General features: G+C 68.7%; 19 protein-coding genes. 10 read left to right on the plus strand and 9 right to left on the minus strand.

The genetic code is table 11. The annotated features are described in order from the left end of the window. The first annotated feature begins 8 nt into the window (after nucleotides 1-8). Nucleotides 9-989, plus strand: a complete 981-nt coding sequence (locus tag AC1DMS_RS09850) for a Bug family tripartite tricarboxylate transporter substrate binding protein (protein ID WP_478180946.1) — start codon at nucleotides 9-11, stop codon at nucleotides 987-989. Nucleotides 990-1,018: 29 nt separating this feature from the next. Here the strand turns inward: AC1DMS_RS09850 and AC1DMS_RS09855 are convergent, their stop codons facing one another. Further along, nucleotides 1,019-1,459: a CBS domain-containing protein gene (locus AC1DMS_RS09855; RefSeq protein ID WP_012746821.1), complete on the minus strand. Its 441-nt coding sequence runs from the start codon at nucleotides 1,457-1,459 to the stop codon at nucleotides 1,019-1,021. 143 nt (nucleotides 1,460-1,602) lie between these two features. Between AC1DMS_RS09855 and AC1DMS_RS09860 the strand changes: the two genes are divergently transcribed. After that, a complete protein-coding gene (locus tag AC1DMS_RS09860; protein WP_012746820.1) occupies nucleotides 1,603-2,919 on the plus strand; it encodes an O-acetylhomoserine aminocarboxypropyltransferase in 1,317 nt (438 codons plus the stop codon). Nucleotides 2,920-3,258: 339 nt separating this feature from the next. Continuing rightward, nucleotides 3,259-4,071, plus strand: coding sequence for an alpha/beta fold hydrolase (locus tag AC1DMS_RS09865; RefSeq protein WP_012746819.1), 813 nt, complete (start codon nucleotides 3,259-3,261; stop codon nucleotides 4,069-4,071). A gap of 10 nt (nucleotides 4,072-4,081) precedes the next feature. Here the strand turns inward: AC1DMS_RS09865 and AC1DMS_RS09870 are convergent, their stop codons facing one another. Then, nucleotides 4,082-5,065: a Bug family tripartite tricarboxylate transporter substrate binding protein gene (locus AC1DMS_RS09870; protein ID WP_307594028.1), complete on the minus strand. Its 984-nt coding sequence runs from the start codon at nucleotides 5,063-5,065 to the stop codon at nucleotides 4,082-4,084. A 23-nt stretch (nucleotides 5,066-5,088) separates the two neighbouring features. After that, complete coding sequence (locus AC1DMS_RS09875) at nucleotides 5,089-6,510, minus strand: M20 family metallopeptidase (protein WP_478079781.1); 1,422 nt, start codon at nucleotides 6,508-6,510, stop codon at nucleotides 5,089-5,091. 111 nt (nucleotides 6,511-6,621) lie between these two features. Here AC1DMS_RS09875 and AC1DMS_RS09880 point away from each other — a divergent pair, with 111 nt between their 5' ends. Further along, the gene (locus AC1DMS_RS09880; RefSeq protein WP_478180947.1) at nucleotides 6,622-7,560 is read left to right on the plus strand and encodes a LysR family transcriptional regulator; all 939 of its coding nucleotides are present in this window, start codon (nucleotides 6,622-6,624) and stop codon (nucleotides 7,558-7,560) included. 3 nt (nucleotides 7,561-7,563) lie between these two features. On the opposite strand, the gene AC1DMS_RS09885 is transcribed toward AC1DMS_RS09880, so the two are convergent. Further along, entirely contained in the window at nucleotides 7,564-8,229 is a 666-nt protein-coding gene (locus tag AC1DMS_RS09885) for an NAD-dependent epimerase/dehydratase family protein (RefSeq protein WP_436287574.1), read from the minus strand. Between the two features lie 14 nt (nucleotides 8,230-8,243). Continuing rightward, on the minus strand, nucleotides 8,244-8,627 hold the full coding sequence (locus AC1DMS_RS09890) for a thioredoxin family protein (RefSeq protein WP_062362363.1): 384 nt from the start codon (nucleotides 8,625-8,627) through the stop codon (nucleotides 8,244-8,246). A 101-nt stretch (nucleotides 8,628-8,728) separates the two neighbouring features. Between AC1DMS_RS09890 and AC1DMS_RS09895 the strand changes: the two genes are divergently transcribed. After that, nucleotides 8,729-9,067 carry an Mpo1-like protein gene (locus tag AC1DMS_RS09895; RefSeq protein WP_478079783.1) on the plus strand — a complete coding sequence of 113 codons (339 nt, stop codon included), beginning with the start codon at nucleotides 8,729-8,731 and terminating at the stop codon, nucleotides 9,065-9,067. 6 nt (nucleotides 9,068-9,073) lie between these two features. On the opposite strand, the gene AC1DMS_RS09900 is transcribed toward AC1DMS_RS09895, so the two are convergent. Next, nucleotides 9,074-10,285 carry a YihY family inner membrane protein gene (locus AC1DMS_RS09900; protein WP_012746812.1) on the minus strand — a complete coding sequence of 404 codons (1,212 nt, stop codon included), beginning with the start codon at nucleotides 10,283-10,285 and terminating at the stop codon, nucleotides 9,074-9,076. 100 nt (nucleotides 10,286-10,385) lie between these two features. Here AC1DMS_RS09900 and AC1DMS_RS09905 point away from each other — a divergent pair, with 100 nt between their 5' ends. Both AC1DMS_RS09905 and AC1DMS_RS09910 read left to right on the plus strand, forming a co-directional pair. After that, on the plus strand, nucleotides 10,386-10,793 hold the full coding sequence (locus tag AC1DMS_RS09905) for a DUF2069 domain-containing protein (protein ID WP_062362367.1): 408 nt from the start codon (nucleotides 10,386-10,388) through the stop codon (nucleotides 10,791-10,793). Continuing rightward, entirely contained in the window at nucleotides 10,790-12,223 is a 1,434-nt protein-coding gene (locus AC1DMS_RS09910) for an FAD-binding oxidoreductase (protein ID WP_278875595.1), read from the plus strand. The genes AC1DMS_RS09905 and AC1DMS_RS09910 overlap by 4 nt, the downstream gene beginning before the upstream one ends. Nucleotides 12,224-12,358: 135 nt before the next feature. Here AC1DMS_RS09910 and AC1DMS_RS09915 read toward each other — a convergent pair whose 3' ends face one another. From AC1DMS_RS09915 to nthA, 3 genes are read right to left on the minus strand one after another with little or no spacing between them, the layout of a single operon-like run. Continuing rightward, nucleotides 12,359-12,733, minus strand: a complete 375-nt coding sequence (locus AC1DMS_RS09915; protein ID WP_436287570.1) for a nitrile hydratase accessory protein — start codon at nucleotides 12,731-12,733, stop codon at nucleotides 12,359-12,361. Next, complete coding sequence (gene nthB, locus AC1DMS_RS09920) at nucleotides 12,730-13,395, minus strand: nitrile hydratase subunit beta (RefSeq protein ID WP_478079785.1); 666 nt, start codon at nucleotides 13,393-13,395, stop codon at nucleotides 12,730-12,732. The genes AC1DMS_RS09915 and nthB overlap by 4 nt, the downstream gene beginning before the upstream one ends. Then, nucleotides 13,392-14,018: a nitrile hydratase subunit alpha gene (nthA, locus tag AC1DMS_RS09925; protein WP_478079786.1), complete on the minus strand. Its 627-nt coding sequence runs from the start codon at nucleotides 14,016-14,018 to the stop codon at nucleotides 13,392-13,394. Before nthA ends, nthB begins: the two co-directional genes overlap by 4 nt. Before the next feature lie 36 nt (nucleotides 14,019-14,054). Here nthA and AC1DMS_RS09930 point away from each other — a divergent pair, with 36 nt between their 5' ends. Genes AC1DMS_RS09930 through AC1DMS_RS09940 form a run of 3 tightly spaced genes read left to right on the plus strand, consistent with a single transcriptional unit; the run spans nucleotide 14,055 to nucleotide 16,550 of the window. Next, nucleotides 14,055-14,894 carry a thymidylate synthase gene (locus AC1DMS_RS09930; protein ID WP_369664306.1) on the plus strand — a complete coding sequence of 280 codons (840 nt, stop codon included), beginning with the start codon at nucleotides 14,055-14,057 and terminating at the stop codon, nucleotides 14,892-14,894. 4 nt (nucleotides 14,895-14,898) lie between these two features. Next, nucleotides 14,899-15,432, plus strand: coding sequence for a dihydrofolate reductase (locus AC1DMS_RS09935; RefSeq protein ID WP_012746805.1), 534 nt, complete (start codon nucleotides 14,899-14,901; stop codon nucleotides 15,430-15,432). After that, the gene (locus tag AC1DMS_RS09940) at nucleotides 15,429-16,550 is read left to right on the plus strand and encodes a phosphatidate phosphatase App1 family protein (protein ID WP_478180948.1); all 1,122 of its coding nucleotides are present in this window, start codon (nucleotides 15,429-15,431) and stop codon (nucleotides 16,548-16,550) included. The genes AC1DMS_RS09935 and AC1DMS_RS09940 overlap by 4 nt, the downstream gene beginning before the upstream one ends. Nucleotides 16,551-16,678: the final 128 nt, after the last annotated feature.

The raw sequence follows: 16,678 nt of genomic DNA on the forward strand, positions 1-16,678 counted from the left end.
ACCACGCCATGAACAACCACCGCCGCCTTCTTCTTGCCGCCACCCTCTGCTCGATGCTGCCGATGGCGGCACTCGCGCAGGGCGCCTGGCCCACGGCCAAGCCGATCACGCTGATCGTTCCCTACACCGCGGGCGGCAGCGTGGACGTCAACGCGCGCCTCGTCGCCACGCGGCTGGGCGAGCGGCTGAAGCAGTCGGTGGTGATCGAGAACGTGAGCGGCGCAGGCGGCGCCATCGGCGTGGCCAAGGGCGTGAACGCGGCGCCCGACGGCTACACGCTGGTGGTGGGGCCCGACAGCGCGATTGCCATCGGGCGGCTGGTCAACCCCTCGGCCTTCAAGTTCGATCCGCTCAAGGACCTGGCGCCGGTCGGCATGCTCAACATTGCGCCCATGGTGCTGGTGGCACGGCCCGGCCTGGAGGCCAACACCTATGCCGACTTCGTCAAGCTCGCCAAGGCCAAGCCCGGCGCCTACAACTACGCCACCTCGGGCGTGGGCACGGTGCTGCAGCTGGCGATGGAACTGCTCAAGCAGCGCAGCGGCATCTTCGTGACCCACGTGCCCTACCGCGGCGGTGCCCAGATTGCCACCGACGTGATCGGCAACCAGGTCGACCTGGCGATGCTGGTCAGCACCAGCGCCATTCCGCATGTGGGCGGCGGCCGCCTGAAGGCGCTCGGCATCACCGGCAGCCAGCGCCTTGCCGCGCTGCCCAATGTGCCCACCTTCAACGAGATGCCCGGCCTCAAGGGCTACGACATGGTGAGCTGGACCGGCATCTTCGCCCCCGCCCGCACGCCGCCGGCGGTCGTGGCCCGCCTCAACCAGGAATTGAGCGCGGTGCTCGCCGAGGAGCAGGTGCGGGCCAAGCTCAACGAGCAGGGCGCCCTGCCCGGCAGCGGCACGCCCGAGCAGTTCGGCCAGTTCGTTCAGGCCGAATACGCCCGCAACCAGAAGATCGTGCAGTCGGCCAATATCAAGGAATAAGCCCGCCGCCCGGAGCTGGGCGCGGCCGGCTACTGCTCTTCGGGCCAGTCGCGGATGTAGGCCTTGAGCATCTTGTTCTCGAAGTTCTGGCTGTCCACCACCGCCTTGGCCACGTCGTAGAAGCTGATCACGCCCATCAGCATGCGCTTGTCCATCACGGGCATGTAGCGCGCGTGGCGCTCCAGCATGATGCGGCGGATTTCGTCGAGGTCGGTTTCGAGCGTGCAGGTCACGGGCGCGTCGTCCATGGCCTTGCGCACCAGCGTGCCGCCCACCTGGCCGCCGTTGTCGACAATGGCCAGGATCACTTCCCTGAAGGTGAGCATGCCGACCAGGTCGCCGTGTTCCATGACCACCAGGGAGCCAATGTCCTTTTCCGCCATGGTCTTGACGGCTTCGGCCAGCAGGTCGTCGGGCGTGATGGTGAAGAGCGTGTTGCCCTTGACGCGAAGGATGTCGCTGACTTTCATCGTGTGCTCCTCTCGGAAATCGTTCTCGGCGGCGGTGCCGATTTGAATATAGCCCACAATCGGCGCCGACTCCCACGCCCATGTTGCGCGCGCATGATTAGCAGACGTAACGGGGCATTGCGAACGAACCCAGAAAGGCTCCCATGCCCGGCTACTCCGACCCCGGCTTCGACACCCTGGCGCTGCACGCCGGCGCCGCGCCCGACCCCGCCACCGGCGCGCGGGCGGTGCCGATCCACCTCACCACCTCCTTCGTCTTCGAGTCGAGCGACCATGCGGCGGCGCTCTTCAACCTGGAGCGCGCGGGCCACGTCTACTCGCGCATCAGCAATCCGACCAATGCGGTGCTCGAACAGCGCGTCTCGGCGCTCGAAGGCGGCATTGGCGCCATTGCCACCGCCAGCGGCCAGGCGGCGCTGCACCTGTCGATCGCCACGCTCATGGGCGCCGGCTCCCACATCGTGGCGAGCACCGCGCTCTACGGCGGCTCGCAGAACCTGCTGCACTACACGATGCGGCGCTTCGGCATCGAAACCACCTTCGTGAAGCCCGGCGACCTGGACGGCTGGCGCGCCGCGATCCGGCCCGAAACCAAGCTCCTGTTCGGCGAAACCGTGGGCAACCCGGGCCTGGACGTGCTCGACATTCCGGCCGTGAGCGACATCGCCCACGCAGCCGGCGTGCCGCTGCTGGTCGACTCCACGCTCACCTCGCCCTATCTCATCAAGCCCTTCGACTGGGGTGCCGACCTGGTCTACCACTCGGCCACCAAGTTCCTCTCGGGCCATGGCACGGTGATTGGCGGGGTGGTGGTCGACGGCGGCAGCTTCGACTGGGAAAAATCAGGCAAATTCGCCGAGCTCACGCAGGCCTATGACGGCTTTCACAACATGGTCTTCAGCGAGGAAAGCACGGTCGGCGCGTTCCTGCTGCGCGCCCGGCGCGAAGGGCTGCGCGACTTCGGCGCGTCGATGAGTCCGCACACGGCCTGGCTGATCCTGCAGGGCATCGAGACGCTGCCGCTGCGCATGGAGCGCCACATCGACAACACGCAGAAGGTGGTCGAGTTCCTCGCGAGCCACCCTTTCGTGTCGCGCGTGGGCCATCCGCTGATCGAATCGCATCCGAGCCATGCGTTGGCGCAAAAGCTGTTGCGCCACGGCGCACGCGGCGCCGGCGCGGTGTTCAGCTTCGACATCAAGGGCAGCCGCGCGCAGGGCAAGGCGTTCATCGAGGCACTGAAGCTCTTCAGCCATCTGGCGAACGTGGGCGATTGCCGCAGCCTGGTGATCCATCCGGCGAGCACCACGCACTTCCGAATGACCGACGAGGCGCTGGCGGGGGCCGGAATTTCCCAAGGGACGATCCGGCTTTCGATCGGGCTCGAGGACCCGGCCGATCTGATCGACGACCTGAAGCGTGCGCTCAAGGCTGCGGAAAAGGCGGGGGTCTCGGCATGAGGGCTTGCTTTTCCTTGCGTCGCGTTGTGTTCGGCGTGTCGTGTTCAGGGCGCGCTCCCGCCGACGGGGTACCTTGCTCCGCGAATGTCCCCCGGCCTGCGGCCTCCTCCTTTATTTCGCTGCGCAAGGCACCCCATCGACGGGAGCGTTGGACAGAGCAGTCGTTGATCAGCGATACACAACGAGCGTGCCCAGGTGCACAGGGCATCGGGTGCTCCCCGCAGCGAAATAAAGGAGGAGCCGAAGGCGGGGGACATTCGCGGAGGGGAGTACCCGGTGGCCTGTGCACGCGCCCCGAACAACAGCACCTAAAACAAAACATCCGGTGGAGCAACTGACATGAACTACACCGTCAACAGCCACGCCACCTACTGCTACACCGGCGGCAAGGCTTTCGATGCGAACAAGCCGACCGTGGTGTTCATCCACGGCGTGCTCAACGACCACAGCGTGTGGATCCTGCAAAGCCGCTGGTTCGCCAACCACGGCTGGAACGTGCTGGCCGTCGACCTGCCCGGCCACTGCAAGAGCGAAGGCCCGCCGCCCGCCAGCGTGGAAGACGCGGCGCAGTTCGTGCTCGCGCTGCTCGACGCGGCCGGCGTGCAGAAGGCCGCGCTCGTGGGCCACAGCTTCGGCTCGCTGATCGCGCTCGAGGCCGCCTCGCGCGCGCCCGAACGGGTGACCCATCTGGCAATGGTGGGCACGGCCTATCCGATGGCCGTGTCGCCCGCGCTGCTCGACGGCGCGCTCAACGATCCGCAGCGCGCCATCGCGATGGTCAACACCTTCTCGCATTCGCTGCTCGCGCCGCCGCCCTCCTCGCTCGGCCCCGGCACCTGGCTCTACGGCAGCTCGCGCGCACTGATGCGGCGCGTGCTCGCGAGCAACCGCGACGCCAACGTGTTCCACATCGGCTTCAAGGCCTGCAACGACTACGCGAACGGCGAAAAGGCGATCGAAGGGGTGCAGTGCCCCGTGCTGTTCCTGCTCGGCGACGCCGACCAGATGACGCCGCCGCGCGCCACCAAGGCGCTGGTGGGCAAGGCCCGCAACGCCAAGGTGGTGACCGTGCATGCCGGCCACGCACTGATGAGCGAGGCCCCCGACGAAGTGCTGTTTGCGCTGCGCGACTTCGTCGGCGCGCCCGCCTGAAGCGCCGCTTCTATTCCGCCGCGATGCCCGCGCGGTGCGCCAGTGCGCGATAGCGGGAGATCTCGCCCTCCATCTGGCTGCGGAACGCCGCCGCGCCAATGACGACGGGCTCCATGCCCTGCGCGCGCAGCTGCGCCTGCAGGGCCGCGCTGCCCATCGTGGCCGTGACGGCGCGCGCCAGCTTGTCGAGCACCGGTGGCGGCGTGCGCGCCGGCGCGGCAAAGCCGTACCAGGCGTCGAAGGTGGCATCGGGCAGGCCCTGCTCGGCCAGCGTGCGCACCTCCGGCAGCATGCTCGAGCGCGCCGCGCCCACGATGCCCAGGGCGCGCAGCTTGCCCGAGCGCACATGCGGCGCCACGGCCGCCACGGTGTCGATGCCAACCTCGATCTCGCCGCCGATCACCGCCATCGAACCCTGGCTGCTGCCCTTGTACGGGATGTCCTGCAGCTGGATGCCCGCGGCCAGCGCAAGCAGCTCGCCCGCGAGGTGCGGGCCCGAGCCGGCGCCGAAGGTGGCGTAGCGGATGCTCTTCGGCTTGGCCTTGGCGGCGGCGATGAGCTCGGGCAGCGAGCGCCAGGGCGTGCCGGCCCCCACCACCAGCACCAGCGGCGTGCGTGCAACGATGGCAATGGGCGCGAGGTCGCGCACCGGGTCGTAGGGCAGCCTGGCGCGCAGCGCGGGGTTCACGCTGTAGCTGGTGGAACCCGAGAGCAGCAGCGTGTAGCCGTCGGGCGCGGCCTTGGCGACGGCGTCGGTGCCGATGATGGTGGCGGCGCCGGGCTTGTTGTCGATGACCACGGGCTGGCCGAGCCGCTCCGACAGGCCCTGCCCCATCGCGCGCGCGACGATGTCGGTGCCGCCGCCCGGGGGAAAGGGCACGACCAGCTTCACGGGCCTGTCGGGCCATTTTTCCTGCGCGGGCGCATGGAAGGCGACGAGCGCCAAGGCGCAGGCCAGCAGGCCACGGAGCCGATGGAAGAGAGCAGTTTTCATTGGGGTTCGTCCAGGAAGAGAAATCAGGCGGCAGCGGCATGCAGCGTTTTACCGGCGGCCCACGGCGCGAGCCCCGGCTCGCCCAGGTCCCAGTAGAGGCCGGCCATGATCTGCAGGCCCTCGCGCGCCAGCGGCGCCAGCAGGTGCTCGTTGGGCGCGTGCTGCGCGCAGGCCGGGTAGGAATGCGGCACCCACAGCGTGGGCAGCCCCAGCAGGTCGGCAAAGACATCGTTGGGCAGCGAACCCGCGAGATTGGGCAGCAGGTCGGCGCGCTGGCCGCTGCTCTCTTCGATGGAGCGGCGCGCCCAGTCGACCCAGGGGTTCTCCACGTCGAGCCGCGTGGCCGCGCCTTCCAGCGTGACCTTCACTTCCACATCGCCGAAGCCACGCGCGTCGAGATGGGCGCGCACGATGCTCGCCAGTTCGCGCCACGGCGTTCCGACCACGAAGCGCAGCTGGCAATGCGCCACCGCCTCGGACGGAATCGCGTTGACGGGCCGCTGCGGCGAGCCGGCGCCGAGCGCGAGCACCTCGATGGTGTTCCACGCCACCAGCCGCTCGGCGGGGCGGAGGCCGGGCTCGCCCCAGCCTTCGTCGAGCGCGGGATCGTCGGTGCCGCCACCGATGGCGATGTCGGCCAGCGCCTCGCGCACGCCCTGCGGAATTCCAGCCGGCCGCAAGGCCTCGACCAGGATGCGCCCGCGCGCATCCACCAGCGAGGCCACCGCATGGCTGAGCACGGTGGCCGGATTGGCGAGCACGCCGCCCCAGTTGCCCGAGTGGTAGCCCCGCGCCCTGGCGCGCAGCCGCAGGCTGAAGTTGACGGCGCCGCGCGAGCCCAGGAACAGCGTGGGCCGCGCGGCGCTCACGCGCGGCCCGTCGCTCGCGATGAACAGGTCGGCGCGCAGCCGCTCGCGCTGCTGCTCGCACACCGCATGCAGGCCCGGCGACGCGGCCTCTTCGCCGGTCTCGATGAGCCAGGTGATGTTGTAGCCCAGGCGCCCGCCCCGCGCGCGCAGTGCGGCCGCCAGCCCGCCGAGCGCGATGCTGTGCTGGCCCTTGTTGTCGGCCGTGCCGCGCCCGTACCAGCGGTCGCCGCGCACGGTGAGCGCCCAGGGGCCGAGGCCTTCGTCCCACTGCGCATCCTGCCCGCTCACCACGTCGCCGTGGCCATAGCTCAGCACGGTGGGCAATGCGGGGTCTTCGATGCGGCGCGCGATCAGGAAGGGCCCGCCGCCCGCCACCGGGTTCTCGACGATCTCGCATTCGAAGCCCAGCGCGGCCAGCGGCGGCACCAGCTCGTCGCGCAGGTAGGCGCCGAGCGCGGGCGTGGCGGCGCCGGTGTCGCTCTCGGTGCGGAAGGCGACGCGCCGCTGCAGGTCGGCAAAGAAGCCGCCATCGTCGAAATAGGCGGCGGCCGCGGCAAGGCTTTCGGTACGTTGCATGAGGGGATTTCCTGTTGGCGTGGGATGCAGCAAGTACAAGGCCTGCAGGGCAATGCTTCCAGCACCGATTTCGCAAGCTACCATTGCCTTCAAGGCAACGCTTCAACCGCCATGGCACCACCGCTCCTCAGCATTCCGATGCGCCATTTCCTCGAAGTGGCGCGCGGCGGCTCGGTCAGCCAGGCCGCGGCGCGGCTGTTCGTGGCCTCGTCGGCGGTCAGCCGCCAGATCACCAAGCTCGAGGACAGCCTGGGCACGCCCCTGTTCGAGCGCCACGCCCGGGGCATGGCGCTCACCGCGGCGGGCGAGCGGCTCGCGGCGCACCTGCGCAATGCGCAGCTCGACATCGAGCAGGTCATCGAGCAGGTGCGCGACCTCGGCGGCCGCAGCGCGCACCGCATCCGCATGGCCTGCACCGAAGGCTTTGCCGCGCACTTCATGCCGCAGGTCATGCGCAGCTTCGAGTCGGCGCATCCGGGCACGCAGCTCGAGCTCCACGTGGGCTCGCCCGATGGCGTGAGCGCGCTGCTCGCGCGCGGCGAGGCCGACATCGCACTGAAATACGTCGTCGCGCCGGAGCCCGGCCTGAAGATCGAGCACTCGGCCAATGCGCCGGTGTTCGCGGTGCTGCGCCCCGACCATCCGCTGGCGCGCCAGCGCGTGGTGTCCGTGGCCGACGCCGTGCGCTATCCGCTGGCCGTGGGCGACAGGGGCGTGACCGCGCGGCAGCTGTTCGACCAGGCGTGCAGCCTGCAGGGCCTGCAGTACCGCGCGATCTTCGTCAGCAATTTTTCATCGGTGCTGCTGCCGCTGTTGCGCACGCCAGACGTGATGCTGTCGGGGCACCTCACGGTCACGCACCTGATCGATGCAGGCACGGTGGTGGCGCGCCCGTTCGCCGAGGCGCCGCTGCAGCAGCGGCAGCTCCAGGTGCTGGCGCTCGAAGGCCGCACGCTCACGCCGCTGGCGCAGGCGTTCGTACAACACCTGGTGCATGCCATTGCCAGCGCGGGCCGGCGCAAGCTGGGCCGCGCGCGGTCGAGCGCCTGAGCCTCAGCGGCCCAGCGCGTTGATGTCGGCCGGGTCGAGCAGCACCTTCGGCGCGCCGTGCCGTGCCACGGCCAGCATGGCGCGGCCCACCTTCTCGGTGGTCGTCACCCTGTCGGGCCAGAGCCGGTGGGCCAGCCCGAGCACCGGCTTGAGCACCATGATCGCGGCCTGGTAGAGCGGCGTCTTCGAACGCACGCCGTGCAGCGGCTGGATCATGCCGGGGCGGAACATGAAGGCGGCCTTGAACGGCAGCCTGAGCAGGGCGTTTTCGGTCGCGCCCTTCACGCGCGCCCACATGCGGCTGCCGCGCTCGCTGCTGTCGGTGCCCGCACCCGTCACGTAGGTGAAGGTCATGCCCGGGTTGAGCCGCGCGAGCACGGTGGCGGCGGCCATCGTGAGGTCGCAGGTGATGCGCTTGTAGTCGGCCTCGTTCATGCCCACCGACGACACGCCGAGGCAGAAGAAGCAGGCGTCAAAGCCCTGCAGCTGCGGCTCGACACCGCTGTAGTCGGTCATGTCCGGAATGACCAGGTCCTGCAGCTTCGGATGCTGCTGCCCGGTGGCCCTGCGGCCGACCGCGACCACGCGCGCCACGTCGGGCGCCAGCAGGCATTCGCGCAGCACGCCCTGCCCCACCATGCCGGTGGCGCCGAAGATCAGGATGTTCATGGGATGGGGCGCGGTCAGACCGCGAAGTCGCCGGGACGCTTCTCGAGCACCGCGAGCAGCAGGTCGACGTCGAGGCTGGAAGGTTGCGGCGCCTGCAAAGCACCGAGCATGCGCGAGAGCGTCTCGGCATGCGGCAGCAGCGGGCCCAGGAAGCGGGTGCCGTCGGCACCGGCGATCAGCAGCGTGGGAAAGGTCTCGACGTCGAAGGCATCGGCAATCTCGGCGTGGTCCTCGATGTCGACCCAGGCAAAGCGGAACTGCGGATGCGCCCGCGCCACCTGCTCGAGCAGCGGCCGGTAGTCGCGGCAGGTGCCGCACCATTCGGCGCACAGGCACACGACCCACGGCGCATCGCTGGCCGGCTCGGCGGAAACGGGGGCGGCAGGAAGAGCGCTCAAGGTTGATGCGGTGCAGGTGTGAATACGAAGCCGCAGTGGTGCGGCCGAAGGGTCGTGGCTATTATGGACAAAGCGCCTCCGGCGTTCAGGAGACCCGCACGATGAACACCACGACTGCCCCGGAATCTGCTGTCGATCCGCGACGTTTCAAGAGTTTCGCGGAGTTCTATCCCTTCTACCTGAGCGAGCACGCCAACCGCACCTGCCGGCGCCTGCATTTCGCAGGCTCGACGATCTCGCTGCTGTGCCTGGTGGCGCTGGCCGTCACATTCAACCCGCTCTGGCTGCTGGCCGGGCTGGTCGGGGGCTACGGCTTTGCCTGGGTCGGGCACTTCGGCTTCGAGAAGAACAGGCCCGCCTCGCTCAAGCGCCCGCTCTACAGCTTCATGGGCGACTGGGCGATGTACCGCGACATCTGGCTCGGCAAGGTCAAGCTCTGAGGGCTATCAAATCAGGAGCACGTCGCCCAGGCGCAGCGAGTGCAGCGGGCCTTTGCGCCAGAGGTCTTCGAGCGGCTCGGCGCGCGGCATCAGCAACTCCCTGAGCAGCGGCTCGATCGGCGTGGACGGATCGGCCAGCAGCACATAGCGCGGATCCTCATTGGCGGTTTCCTCGGCGAGCGGCGCGATCCAGTCCAGCGCCACCAGCGTCTCGAGCACCGGCACCACCTGCAGCGCATCGACCCGCATGCGCGTGACGAGTTCGGTGGCGCCCATGCCCTTGGCCGGCGTGGCGCGCGCCCGCGCCAGGTGCTGCAGCACCTCCATGGCCAGCTGCAGCGGCCACCCGGCCCGCCCGCCCCGGCGCGCAACGCCGGTCAGCAGGCTCGGCAGGTAGGCCGCGATGACCGCGCCCAGCAGCACGATCACCCAGGCCACGTAGATCCACACCAGCAGGATCGGCACGGTGGCGAAGGCGCCGTAGAGCACCGAATAGGTCGGCACCAGGCTCAGGTAGTAGCCCAGCACGCGCTTGGCGATCTCGATGGCGGCCGCCACGAAGAAGCCGCCGGCCCAGGCATGCGACCAGCGCACGTTGGTGTTGGGCACGTAGTGGTAGAGCGAGGCCATGCCGGCCGCGAGCAGCACGAATTCGAAGGTGTCGAAGAACAGCTTGAGGATGCTTCCGCCCACCACGTCGCGCGATGCGGCAAACACGTACGAGGTGGTCGAAAGGCTCACCGCCAGGATCAGCGGCCCGAGCGTGATGGCGGCCCAGTAGATCAGCACGCGCTGCGCAAAGGGCCGGGGCGAGCGCACGCGCCAGATGTTGTTGAGCGTCTTGTCGATGGTGAGGATCAGCGCAATGGCGGTGATCAAGAGCACCACCAGGCCCGCGATGCCCAGGCCGCCGGCCTTGCTCGAGAACTGGTTCAGGTAGCCCAGCACCTGGCGCGCGATGTTGTCGGGAATCAGGCTCTCGATGAGCCAGCGCTGCAGCCGCCCCTGCAGCTTGGCGAACATCGGGAACACGGTGAAGAGCGCCAGCGCCACCGTGAAGAACGGCACCATCGCGATGGTGGTGGTGAAGGTGAGGCTGCTGGCCGTGAGGCCGAGCCGGTCTTCGCGGAAACGCTCGCCCAGCACCGCCGCGGTGTTGCCCCACGGAAAGCGCGAAAGATCCCTCCAGAGCTGACGACGATTCATGGCCGGTATCATAAGAACCCGAATCCTTCCCTCGTCTTCGCGCACTTCGTGTCGCCGTGGCCTGCGCTCGAAAAAGCCGGCCCGGCCAACCCGGTTCCGCGGTGTTCTGCCCATGACAACCATCACGCCGCAAGCCTCTTCTTCCGTCAGCGCCACCCGCTGGCTCGCCGTGGGCAGCCTTGCGGGCCTGATCGTGCTGGGCCTGGCCTGGGAGCTGTGGCTCGCGCCGCTGCGGCCGGGCGGCTCGCTGCTGGCGCTCAAGGTGCTGCCGCTGGTCATTCCGCTCGCGGGGCTCTACAAGAACCGCATGTACACCTACCGCTGGGTCAGCCTGATGATCTGGCTCTATTTCACCGAGGGCGTGGTGCGCGCCTGGAGCGACACCAACGGCGTGGGGCAGGTGCTCGCGCTCATCGAGGTGCTGCTGTGCCTCATGCTCTTTGCGGCCTGCGCCTGGCACGTGCGGCTGCGCCTGCGCAATGCCAAGGCGGCCCGCCAACTGGAGATTTCCACCCCATGACGACTTCTTCTTCCGCTTCCCTCGTCGATCAACTGCGCGCCATCGTGGGTGCGCAGCACGTGCTGAACGAGGGCGACCTCACGGCCTACGAACAGGACTGGCGCAAGCGCGCACGCGGCAAGTCGCTGGCCGTGGTGCGGCCGGCCAATGCACAGCAGGTGGCCGAGGTGGTCAAGGCCTGCGCCGCGGCGGGCACGGCCATCGTGCCGCAGGGCGGCAACACCGGCCTGGCCGTGGGCTCCATTCCCGACGGCAGCGGCACGCAGGTGGTGCTGAGCCTGCAGCGGCTGAACGCGATCCGCACCATCGATGCCGCCAACCTCACGATGACGGTGGAGGCCGGCTGCATCCTGCAGACGCTGCAGGAGGCGGCCGAGAAGCAGGGCTTCCTGTTTCCGCTGAGCCTTGCGGCCGAGGGCAGCTGCACCATCGGCGGCAACCTGGCGACCAATGCCGGCGGCACGCAGGTGGTGCGCTACGGCAACACGCGCGAGCTGTGCCTGGGCCTCGAGGTGGTCACGCCGCAGGGCGAGATCTGGGAAGGCACCAGCGGCCTGCGCAAGGACAACACCGGCTACGACCTGCGCGACCTGATGATCGGCAGCGAAGGCACGCTCGGCATCATCACCGCGGCCACCATGAAGCTCTACCCGCTGCCCGCCGCGCAGCTCACGGCCTGGGCCGCGGTGCCCTCGCTCGACCACGCGGTCACGCTGCTGGGCCTTGCGCACAAACAGCTGGGCTCGGGCCTCACGGGCTTCGAGGTGATGGGCCGGTTTGCATTGAGTCTGGTCGACAAGCACATGCCGCAGCTGCGCGTGCCCTTCATCGGCGACGAGGCCGTGCCGTACTGTGTATTGCTGGAGAACTCCGACAGCGAATCCGAAGACCATGCGCGCGCGCGCTTCGAGGCGCTGCTCGAAACGGCTTTCGAAGACGGCTGCGTGACCGATGCGGTGGTGGCCGAGAACCTCGCGCAGGCGCACCAGCTCTGGCACATCCGCGAGAGCATTCCGCTCGCGCAGGCCGAAGAAGGCCTGAACATCAAGCACGACATCTCGATTCCGGTGTCGCGCATTCCGGCCTTCGTGGCGGAAACCGACGCGCTGCTGGCGCGCGAGATTGCCGGCGTGCGGCTGGTGAACTTCGGCCACCTGGGCGACGGCAACCTGCACTACAACGTGCAGGCGCCCGAGAACATCGACACCAAGGCCTTTTTGAAGAACGAGGAAGAGCGCATCAACACGCTGGTGTACGACGCGGTCGAGAAGTTCGGCGGCTCGTTCTCGGCCGAGCATGGCGTGGGCTCGCTCAAGGTCGACAAGCTCGAGAAGCACAAGTCGCCGGTGGCGCTGGAGATGATGCGGGCGATCAAGCGCGGGCTCGATCCGAAGAACATCCTGAACCCGGGCCGCGTGATTCGCGTCTAGGCAGCTGTATTTCTCCCTCCCCTCCCGGGGGAGGGCCGGGGTGGGGGCACGCGGCCTTCGATTGAGCGCTGCGCCGATGCGGGGGCAGCCCCCATCCCAACCTTCCCCCAGCGGGGGAAGGAGCAAGACAGCAGATCAGCCAGGGAAATCCTCGCCGCGCAGCTCGATCGGCTGCCCGTGCGGCGTGCGGTCGGCCGCATGGTCCCAGGCGTGGCGGTAACGTGCCAGTTCCTCGTCCGAACTGGCGCCCTTGCGCGCGACCAGGCTTTCGAGCGCGGCGAGCCAGTGGCGGTAGTAGGTGTTGCCGGTGTCGGGGTCGCCCGCGGCCTGCGCGGCCGCGATCTGCGCTGCAAGCGCTTCGGCCCATTCAACCCAGCTGAACAGCCCGCGCTCGTGCAGCGCCAGCGTCATCGCAAAAGCCTGGGCCTCCCAGGGTGCGTTGAACACCGGCCCGTCGGCATCGCGCGGCATGCCAGGCGCCAGTGCGAGGGGTGGCATGTCGCTGTTCATGCGGCGGGCTCCAGGTAGCTTTCCCAGGCATCGACCGACACCGCAAGGTTCTGGCGCGGCGCGCCTTCGCCCCAGAGCTCGGCCTCGTCGAAGACCACGGTGTAGAGCCACTGCGGCTGCTCGCCCAGGCCTTGCGCATGGGCATCGGCGAACACATGCGCGCCATGCACATGCTCGATCACGCCGCGCTTGCCCTGCACGTAGCCCGGCAGCCGCGTGTGGTGGTCGACCTTGCCGGCGCGCATGCGCACCGGCTGGCCGAGGGCAAAGCGCGCCGGCCCGGGTTCGGGGCGCTGGGTGGGCGAGCCCTTGGCCAGCACGGACTGAACGCTGGCGGCCTGCAGCACACGCGCGACCGGTGCCGCGGGATGGCGCATCTCGCCGGACGCGAGCTCGTCCGGAGCGACCTGGCCGCGCTGCAGCATCAGCTGCTCCAGCGCGCCGAGCCAGATCTGGTAGTAGCTCAGGTTTCCGTAGCCGGGCAAGGTCTCGCGCACGGCGCGGCTCGCATCGATGTTCCAGGAGCCGGTGGCGCCCATGGCCAGCGTGAGCGCCAGCGCGCGCGGCTCCCACGCGGCATGGAACAGCTCGCCCTCGGGCTCGGGCGTGACCGGGCCGAAACCGGGCTGGCCGCCAAGGTCGGCATGCGTGACATAGCTCATGAAGCACCCCCTGTAGAGGCGGCTTCCACCCGCCGAGTGCCGATCATCGAGTCGCGCGTGACCAGCGCGGCAAGCTCTTCTTCGCTCATGCCTTCGGTGCCTTCAGGGCGCTGCGGGATCACGAGGTAGCGCACCTCGGCGGTCGAATCCCAGACCCGGATGCGCGTCGATTCGGGCAGCACCGTGCCGAAATCGGCCAGCACGCCGCGCGGGTCCTTCACGGCCCGCGAGCGGTACGGCGCGCTCTTGTACCAGGTGGGCGGCAGGCCGAGCACCGGCCAGGGATAGCAGCTGCAGAGCGTACAGACGACCATGTGGTGCTGCTCGGCGGTGTTCTCCACCGCCACCATGTGCTCGCCCTGCCGGCCGGTGTAGCCCAGCGAGGCGATGGCGGCCGTGGCATCCTTCAGCAGCCAGTCGTGGAACACTGGGTCGACCCAGGCCCTGGCCACCACGCGCGCGCCGTTGCGCGGGCCGATGCGGGTCTGGTAGGTGTCGATCAGCACGTCGAGTGCGGCCGGATCGATGTAGCCCTTCTGGGTGAGCACGCTCTCGAGCGCCCGCACCCGCAGGTCCATTTCGCCGAGTTCGCTGTGTTCGTGGGAGTGGTCATGGCCGGTCATCGGCCAATGCTAGCGCCGCCCCGTAAAATTCCCAACATGACCTCGCCCGCCCGCCCCGTCCGCTCCCAGTACGAAGACTTCATGCGCCATGTGGACACCCATGGCGTCCACAAGAGCGACCGCACCGGCACGGGCACCAAGAGCGTGTTCGGCCACCAGATGCGCTTCGACCTCCACGAAGGCTTTCCGCTGGTGACCACCAAGAAGGTGCACCTCAGGTCCATCATCCAGGAACTGCTGTGGTTCCTGACCGGCTCCAGCAACAACAACTGGCTCAAGGAGCGCGGCGTCACCATCTGGGACGAGTGGGCGCGCGAGGACGGCGACCTGGGCCCGGTGTACGGCGTGCAGTGGCGCAGCTGGCCGACGCCGGACGGCGGCCACATCGACCAGATCTCCGAAGTCATCAAGACCCTGAAGACCAACCCCGATTCGCGCCGCATCATCGTGAGCGCATGGAACGTGGCCGAGCTCTCGAAGATGGCGCTCATGCCCTGCCATGCCTTCTTCCAGTTCTACGTGGCGCCGCCGCAGGCACCGGGCGAGCGCGGCAAGCTGAGCTGCCAGCTCTACCAGCGCAGCGCCGACATCTTCCTGGGCGTGCCCTTCAACATCGCAAGCTACGCGCTGCTCACGCACATGGTGGCGCAGCAGTGCGATCTCGACGTGGGCGACTTCATCTGGACCGGCGGCGACTGCCACATCTACAGCAACCATGCCGAGCAGGTCGCGCTGCAGCTGAGCCGCACGCCCTACCCCTACCCCACGCTGCACATCAAGCGCAAGCCGGCCTCGATCTTCGACTACCAGTACGAGGACTTCGAGGTGCTCGACTACCGGCACCACGATCCCATCAAGGCACCGGTGGCGGTGTAGGCCCATGTCCGAGCTCGCCACGACACCGCGCATCCACCTGATCTTCGCGCGCGCCGCCAACGGCGTGATCGGCGCCAAGGGCACCATTCCCTGGCACCTGCCCGAAGACATGGTTCACTTCAAGCAGCAGACGGCCGGCGCCCCGGTCGTCATGGGCCGCAAGACCTGGGATTCGCTGCCGCCGCGCTTCCGGCCGCTGCCGGGCCGGCGCAACATCGTCGTGACGCGGCAGGACGACTGGAAGGCCGAAGGCGCATGGCGCGTGGGCAGCCTGCAGGAAGCGCTCGCGCTGTGCGAGGAGTCGCAGGTGCCCGACGTGTGGATCATCGGCGGCGCGCAGATCTATGCCGAAGCCGAGCCGCTCGCGCAGCAGGTGGTCGTGACCGAGCTCGCGCACGACTACGAAGGCGATGCGCATGCGCCGGAACTCTCCCCCTCCGCCTGGCGCGAAACCAAGCGCGAAGCGCATGTCTCGGCGAAGGAGGGCCTCAACTACAGCTTCGTGACCTACGAACGCATCGCGCCATCGAAGGCATGAACGCAGAGGAGCCGCGCGCCATCGCCCCGCCGCTGCGGCGCCGCTCCCTCGTGGTCGGCGCCGCATTGCTTTGCGGCCTGGCGCCCATGCAGGCATTGCGCGCGGCCGAGCGGCTCGATCCCGACCAGGAAGCGCTCTTCATTCCCGGCACCGCGCGTCCCACCGCCGATGGCCGGCTCGAAGTCGACATCCATGCCTGGGTCTACGAACCCGAGCACCGCTGGGGCCTGAATGCCGCGTTCGCGCGCTACCTGGGCCTGAACCTCAAGAAGCTCTCGCCGGCGGCGCGGCTGCGCTTCAACCAGCGCACCGCGCTGTTCCACGCCGAGTCGGAAGAAGGCAAGGTGTTCGAGCTCGACTTCGACGGCAGCGCCGCGCGCGTGGCCACGCCGCCTTCGGGCGCGGACGGCCGCATGAACATGCGCATCGTCATCGACGTGCCCCGCCTCTCGCCTTCGAGCGAGTGGCTGAAGTTCCATGCCGTGACCGGGCCCGGCGAGCTGCTGCACCGCTTCAGGGGCGAGGCGCTGATCGTCCCGGCACAGGGGCTGTCGGTCATTTCGGACATCGACGACACCATCAAGCGCACCCAGGTGCGCGACCGGCGCGAGATGCTGCTGAACACCTTTGCGCGGCGCTTCGAGGCGGCCCCCGGCATGGCGGCGTACTACCGCGCGCTGGCCAAGGCGCCGGACACGCGCTTCCACTATCTTTCGGCCAGCCCGATACAGCTGTACCGCGCGCTCGCCGATTTCCTTCGCGATGCAGACTTTCCCTTGGGCAGCATGCACCTGCGCGAAAGCACGACCTGGCGCACGCTCATCCCCGGCGAGCAGGATTCGCGCACGCACAAGCTCGGCGTGATCGAGCGCCTGCTGGCCGACTTTCCGCAGCGCCGGTTCATGCTGGTGGGCGATTCGGGCGAGAGCGATCCCGAGATCTACGGACAGGTCGCGCGCGCCCACCCCGGCCGCATCGACAGCATCGCGATACGCGACGTGACCGGCGAGGACGGCCGCGCCGAGCGCTATGCGGCCGCCTTCGACGGCGTGGCGCCAGGCCTCTGGCAGATTCTTTCCCCCGAACGGCCCCCGGCACCGATCCAGCTGGCAAGGTGAGCGCCCGCCGCCGGAACACCATCGGCACCTTGGTTTCCAGCACAGCCAACAAAAGAACACTTAGGTACACACTGGAAAGTCATGTGCCTCGCAGGGACTAGGCAGAACTGTGATTTTTTCCGCAGAAT

It is taken from the genome of Variovorax sp. 05T418 (genome assembly GCF_056396385.1).

Coding starts and splice junctions, on each gene's coding strand:
- AC1DMS_RS09885 (WP_436287574.1), bottom strand. CDS start 8,229: ATGAACATCCTGATCTTCGGCGCCACCGGCATGGTGGGGCAGGGCGTG.
- AC1DMS_RS09935 (WP_012746805.1), top strand. CDS start 14,899: ATGTCCGAGCTCGCCACGACACCGCGCATCCACCTGATCTTCGCGCGC.
- AC1DMS_RS09910 (WP_278875595.1), top strand. CDS start 10,790: ATGACGACTTCTTCTTCCGCTTCCCTCGTCGATCAACTGCGCGCCATC.
- nthA (WP_478079786.1), bottom strand. CDS start 14,018: ATGACCGGCCATGACCACTCCCACGAACACAGCGAACTCGGCGAAATG.
- AC1DMS_RS09930 (WP_369664306.1), top strand. CDS start 14,055: ATGACCTCGCCCGCCCGCCCCGTCCGCTCCCAGTACGAAGACTTCATG.
- nthB (WP_478079785.1), bottom strand. CDS start 13,395: ATGAGCTATGTCACGCATGCCGACCTTGGCGGCCAGCCCGGTTTCGGC.
- AC1DMS_RS09850 (WP_478180946.1), top strand. CDS start 9: ATGAACAACCACCGCCGCCTTCTTCTTGCCGCCACCCTCTGCTCGATG.
- AC1DMS_RS09900 (WP_012746812.1), bottom strand. CDS start 10,285: ATGATACCGGCCATGAATCGTCGTCAGCTCTGGAGGGATCTTTCGCGC.
- AC1DMS_RS09870 (WP_307594028.1), bottom strand. CDS start 5,065: ATGAAAACTGCTCTCTTCCATCGGCTCCGTGGCCTGCTGGCCTGCGCC.
- AC1DMS_RS09940 (WP_478180948.1), top strand. CDS start 15,429: ATGAACGCAGAGGAGCCGCGCGCCATCGCCCCGCCGCTGCGGCGCCGC.
- AC1DMS_RS09895 (WP_478079783.1), top strand. CDS start 8,729: ATGAACACCACGACTGCCCCGGAATCTGCTGTCGATCCGCGACGTTTC.
- AC1DMS_RS09915 (WP_436287570.1), bottom strand. CDS start 12,733: ATGAACAGCGACATGCCACCCCTCGCACTGGCGCCTGGCATGCCGCGC.
- AC1DMS_RS09875 (WP_478079781.1), bottom strand. CDS start 6,510: ATGCAACGTACCGAAAGCCTTGCCGCGGCCGCCGCCTATTTCGACGAT.
- AC1DMS_RS09860 (WP_012746820.1), top strand. CDS start 1,603: ATGCCCGGCTACTCCGACCCCGGCTTCGACACCCTGGCGCTGCACGCC.
- AC1DMS_RS09880 (WP_478180947.1), top strand. CDS start 6,622: ATGGCACCACCGCTCCTCAGCATTCCGATGCGCCATTTCCTCGAAGTG.
- AC1DMS_RS09855 (WP_012746821.1), bottom strand. CDS start 1,459: ATGAAAGTCAGCGACATCCTTCGCGTCAAGGGCAACACGCTCTTCACC.
- AC1DMS_RS09905 (WP_062362367.1), top strand. CDS start 10,386: ATGACAACCATCACGCCGCAAGCCTCTTCTTCCGTCAGCGCCACCCGC.
- AC1DMS_RS09865 (WP_012746819.1), top strand. CDS start 3,259: ATGAACTACACCGTCAACAGCCACGCCACCTACTGCTACACCGGCGGC.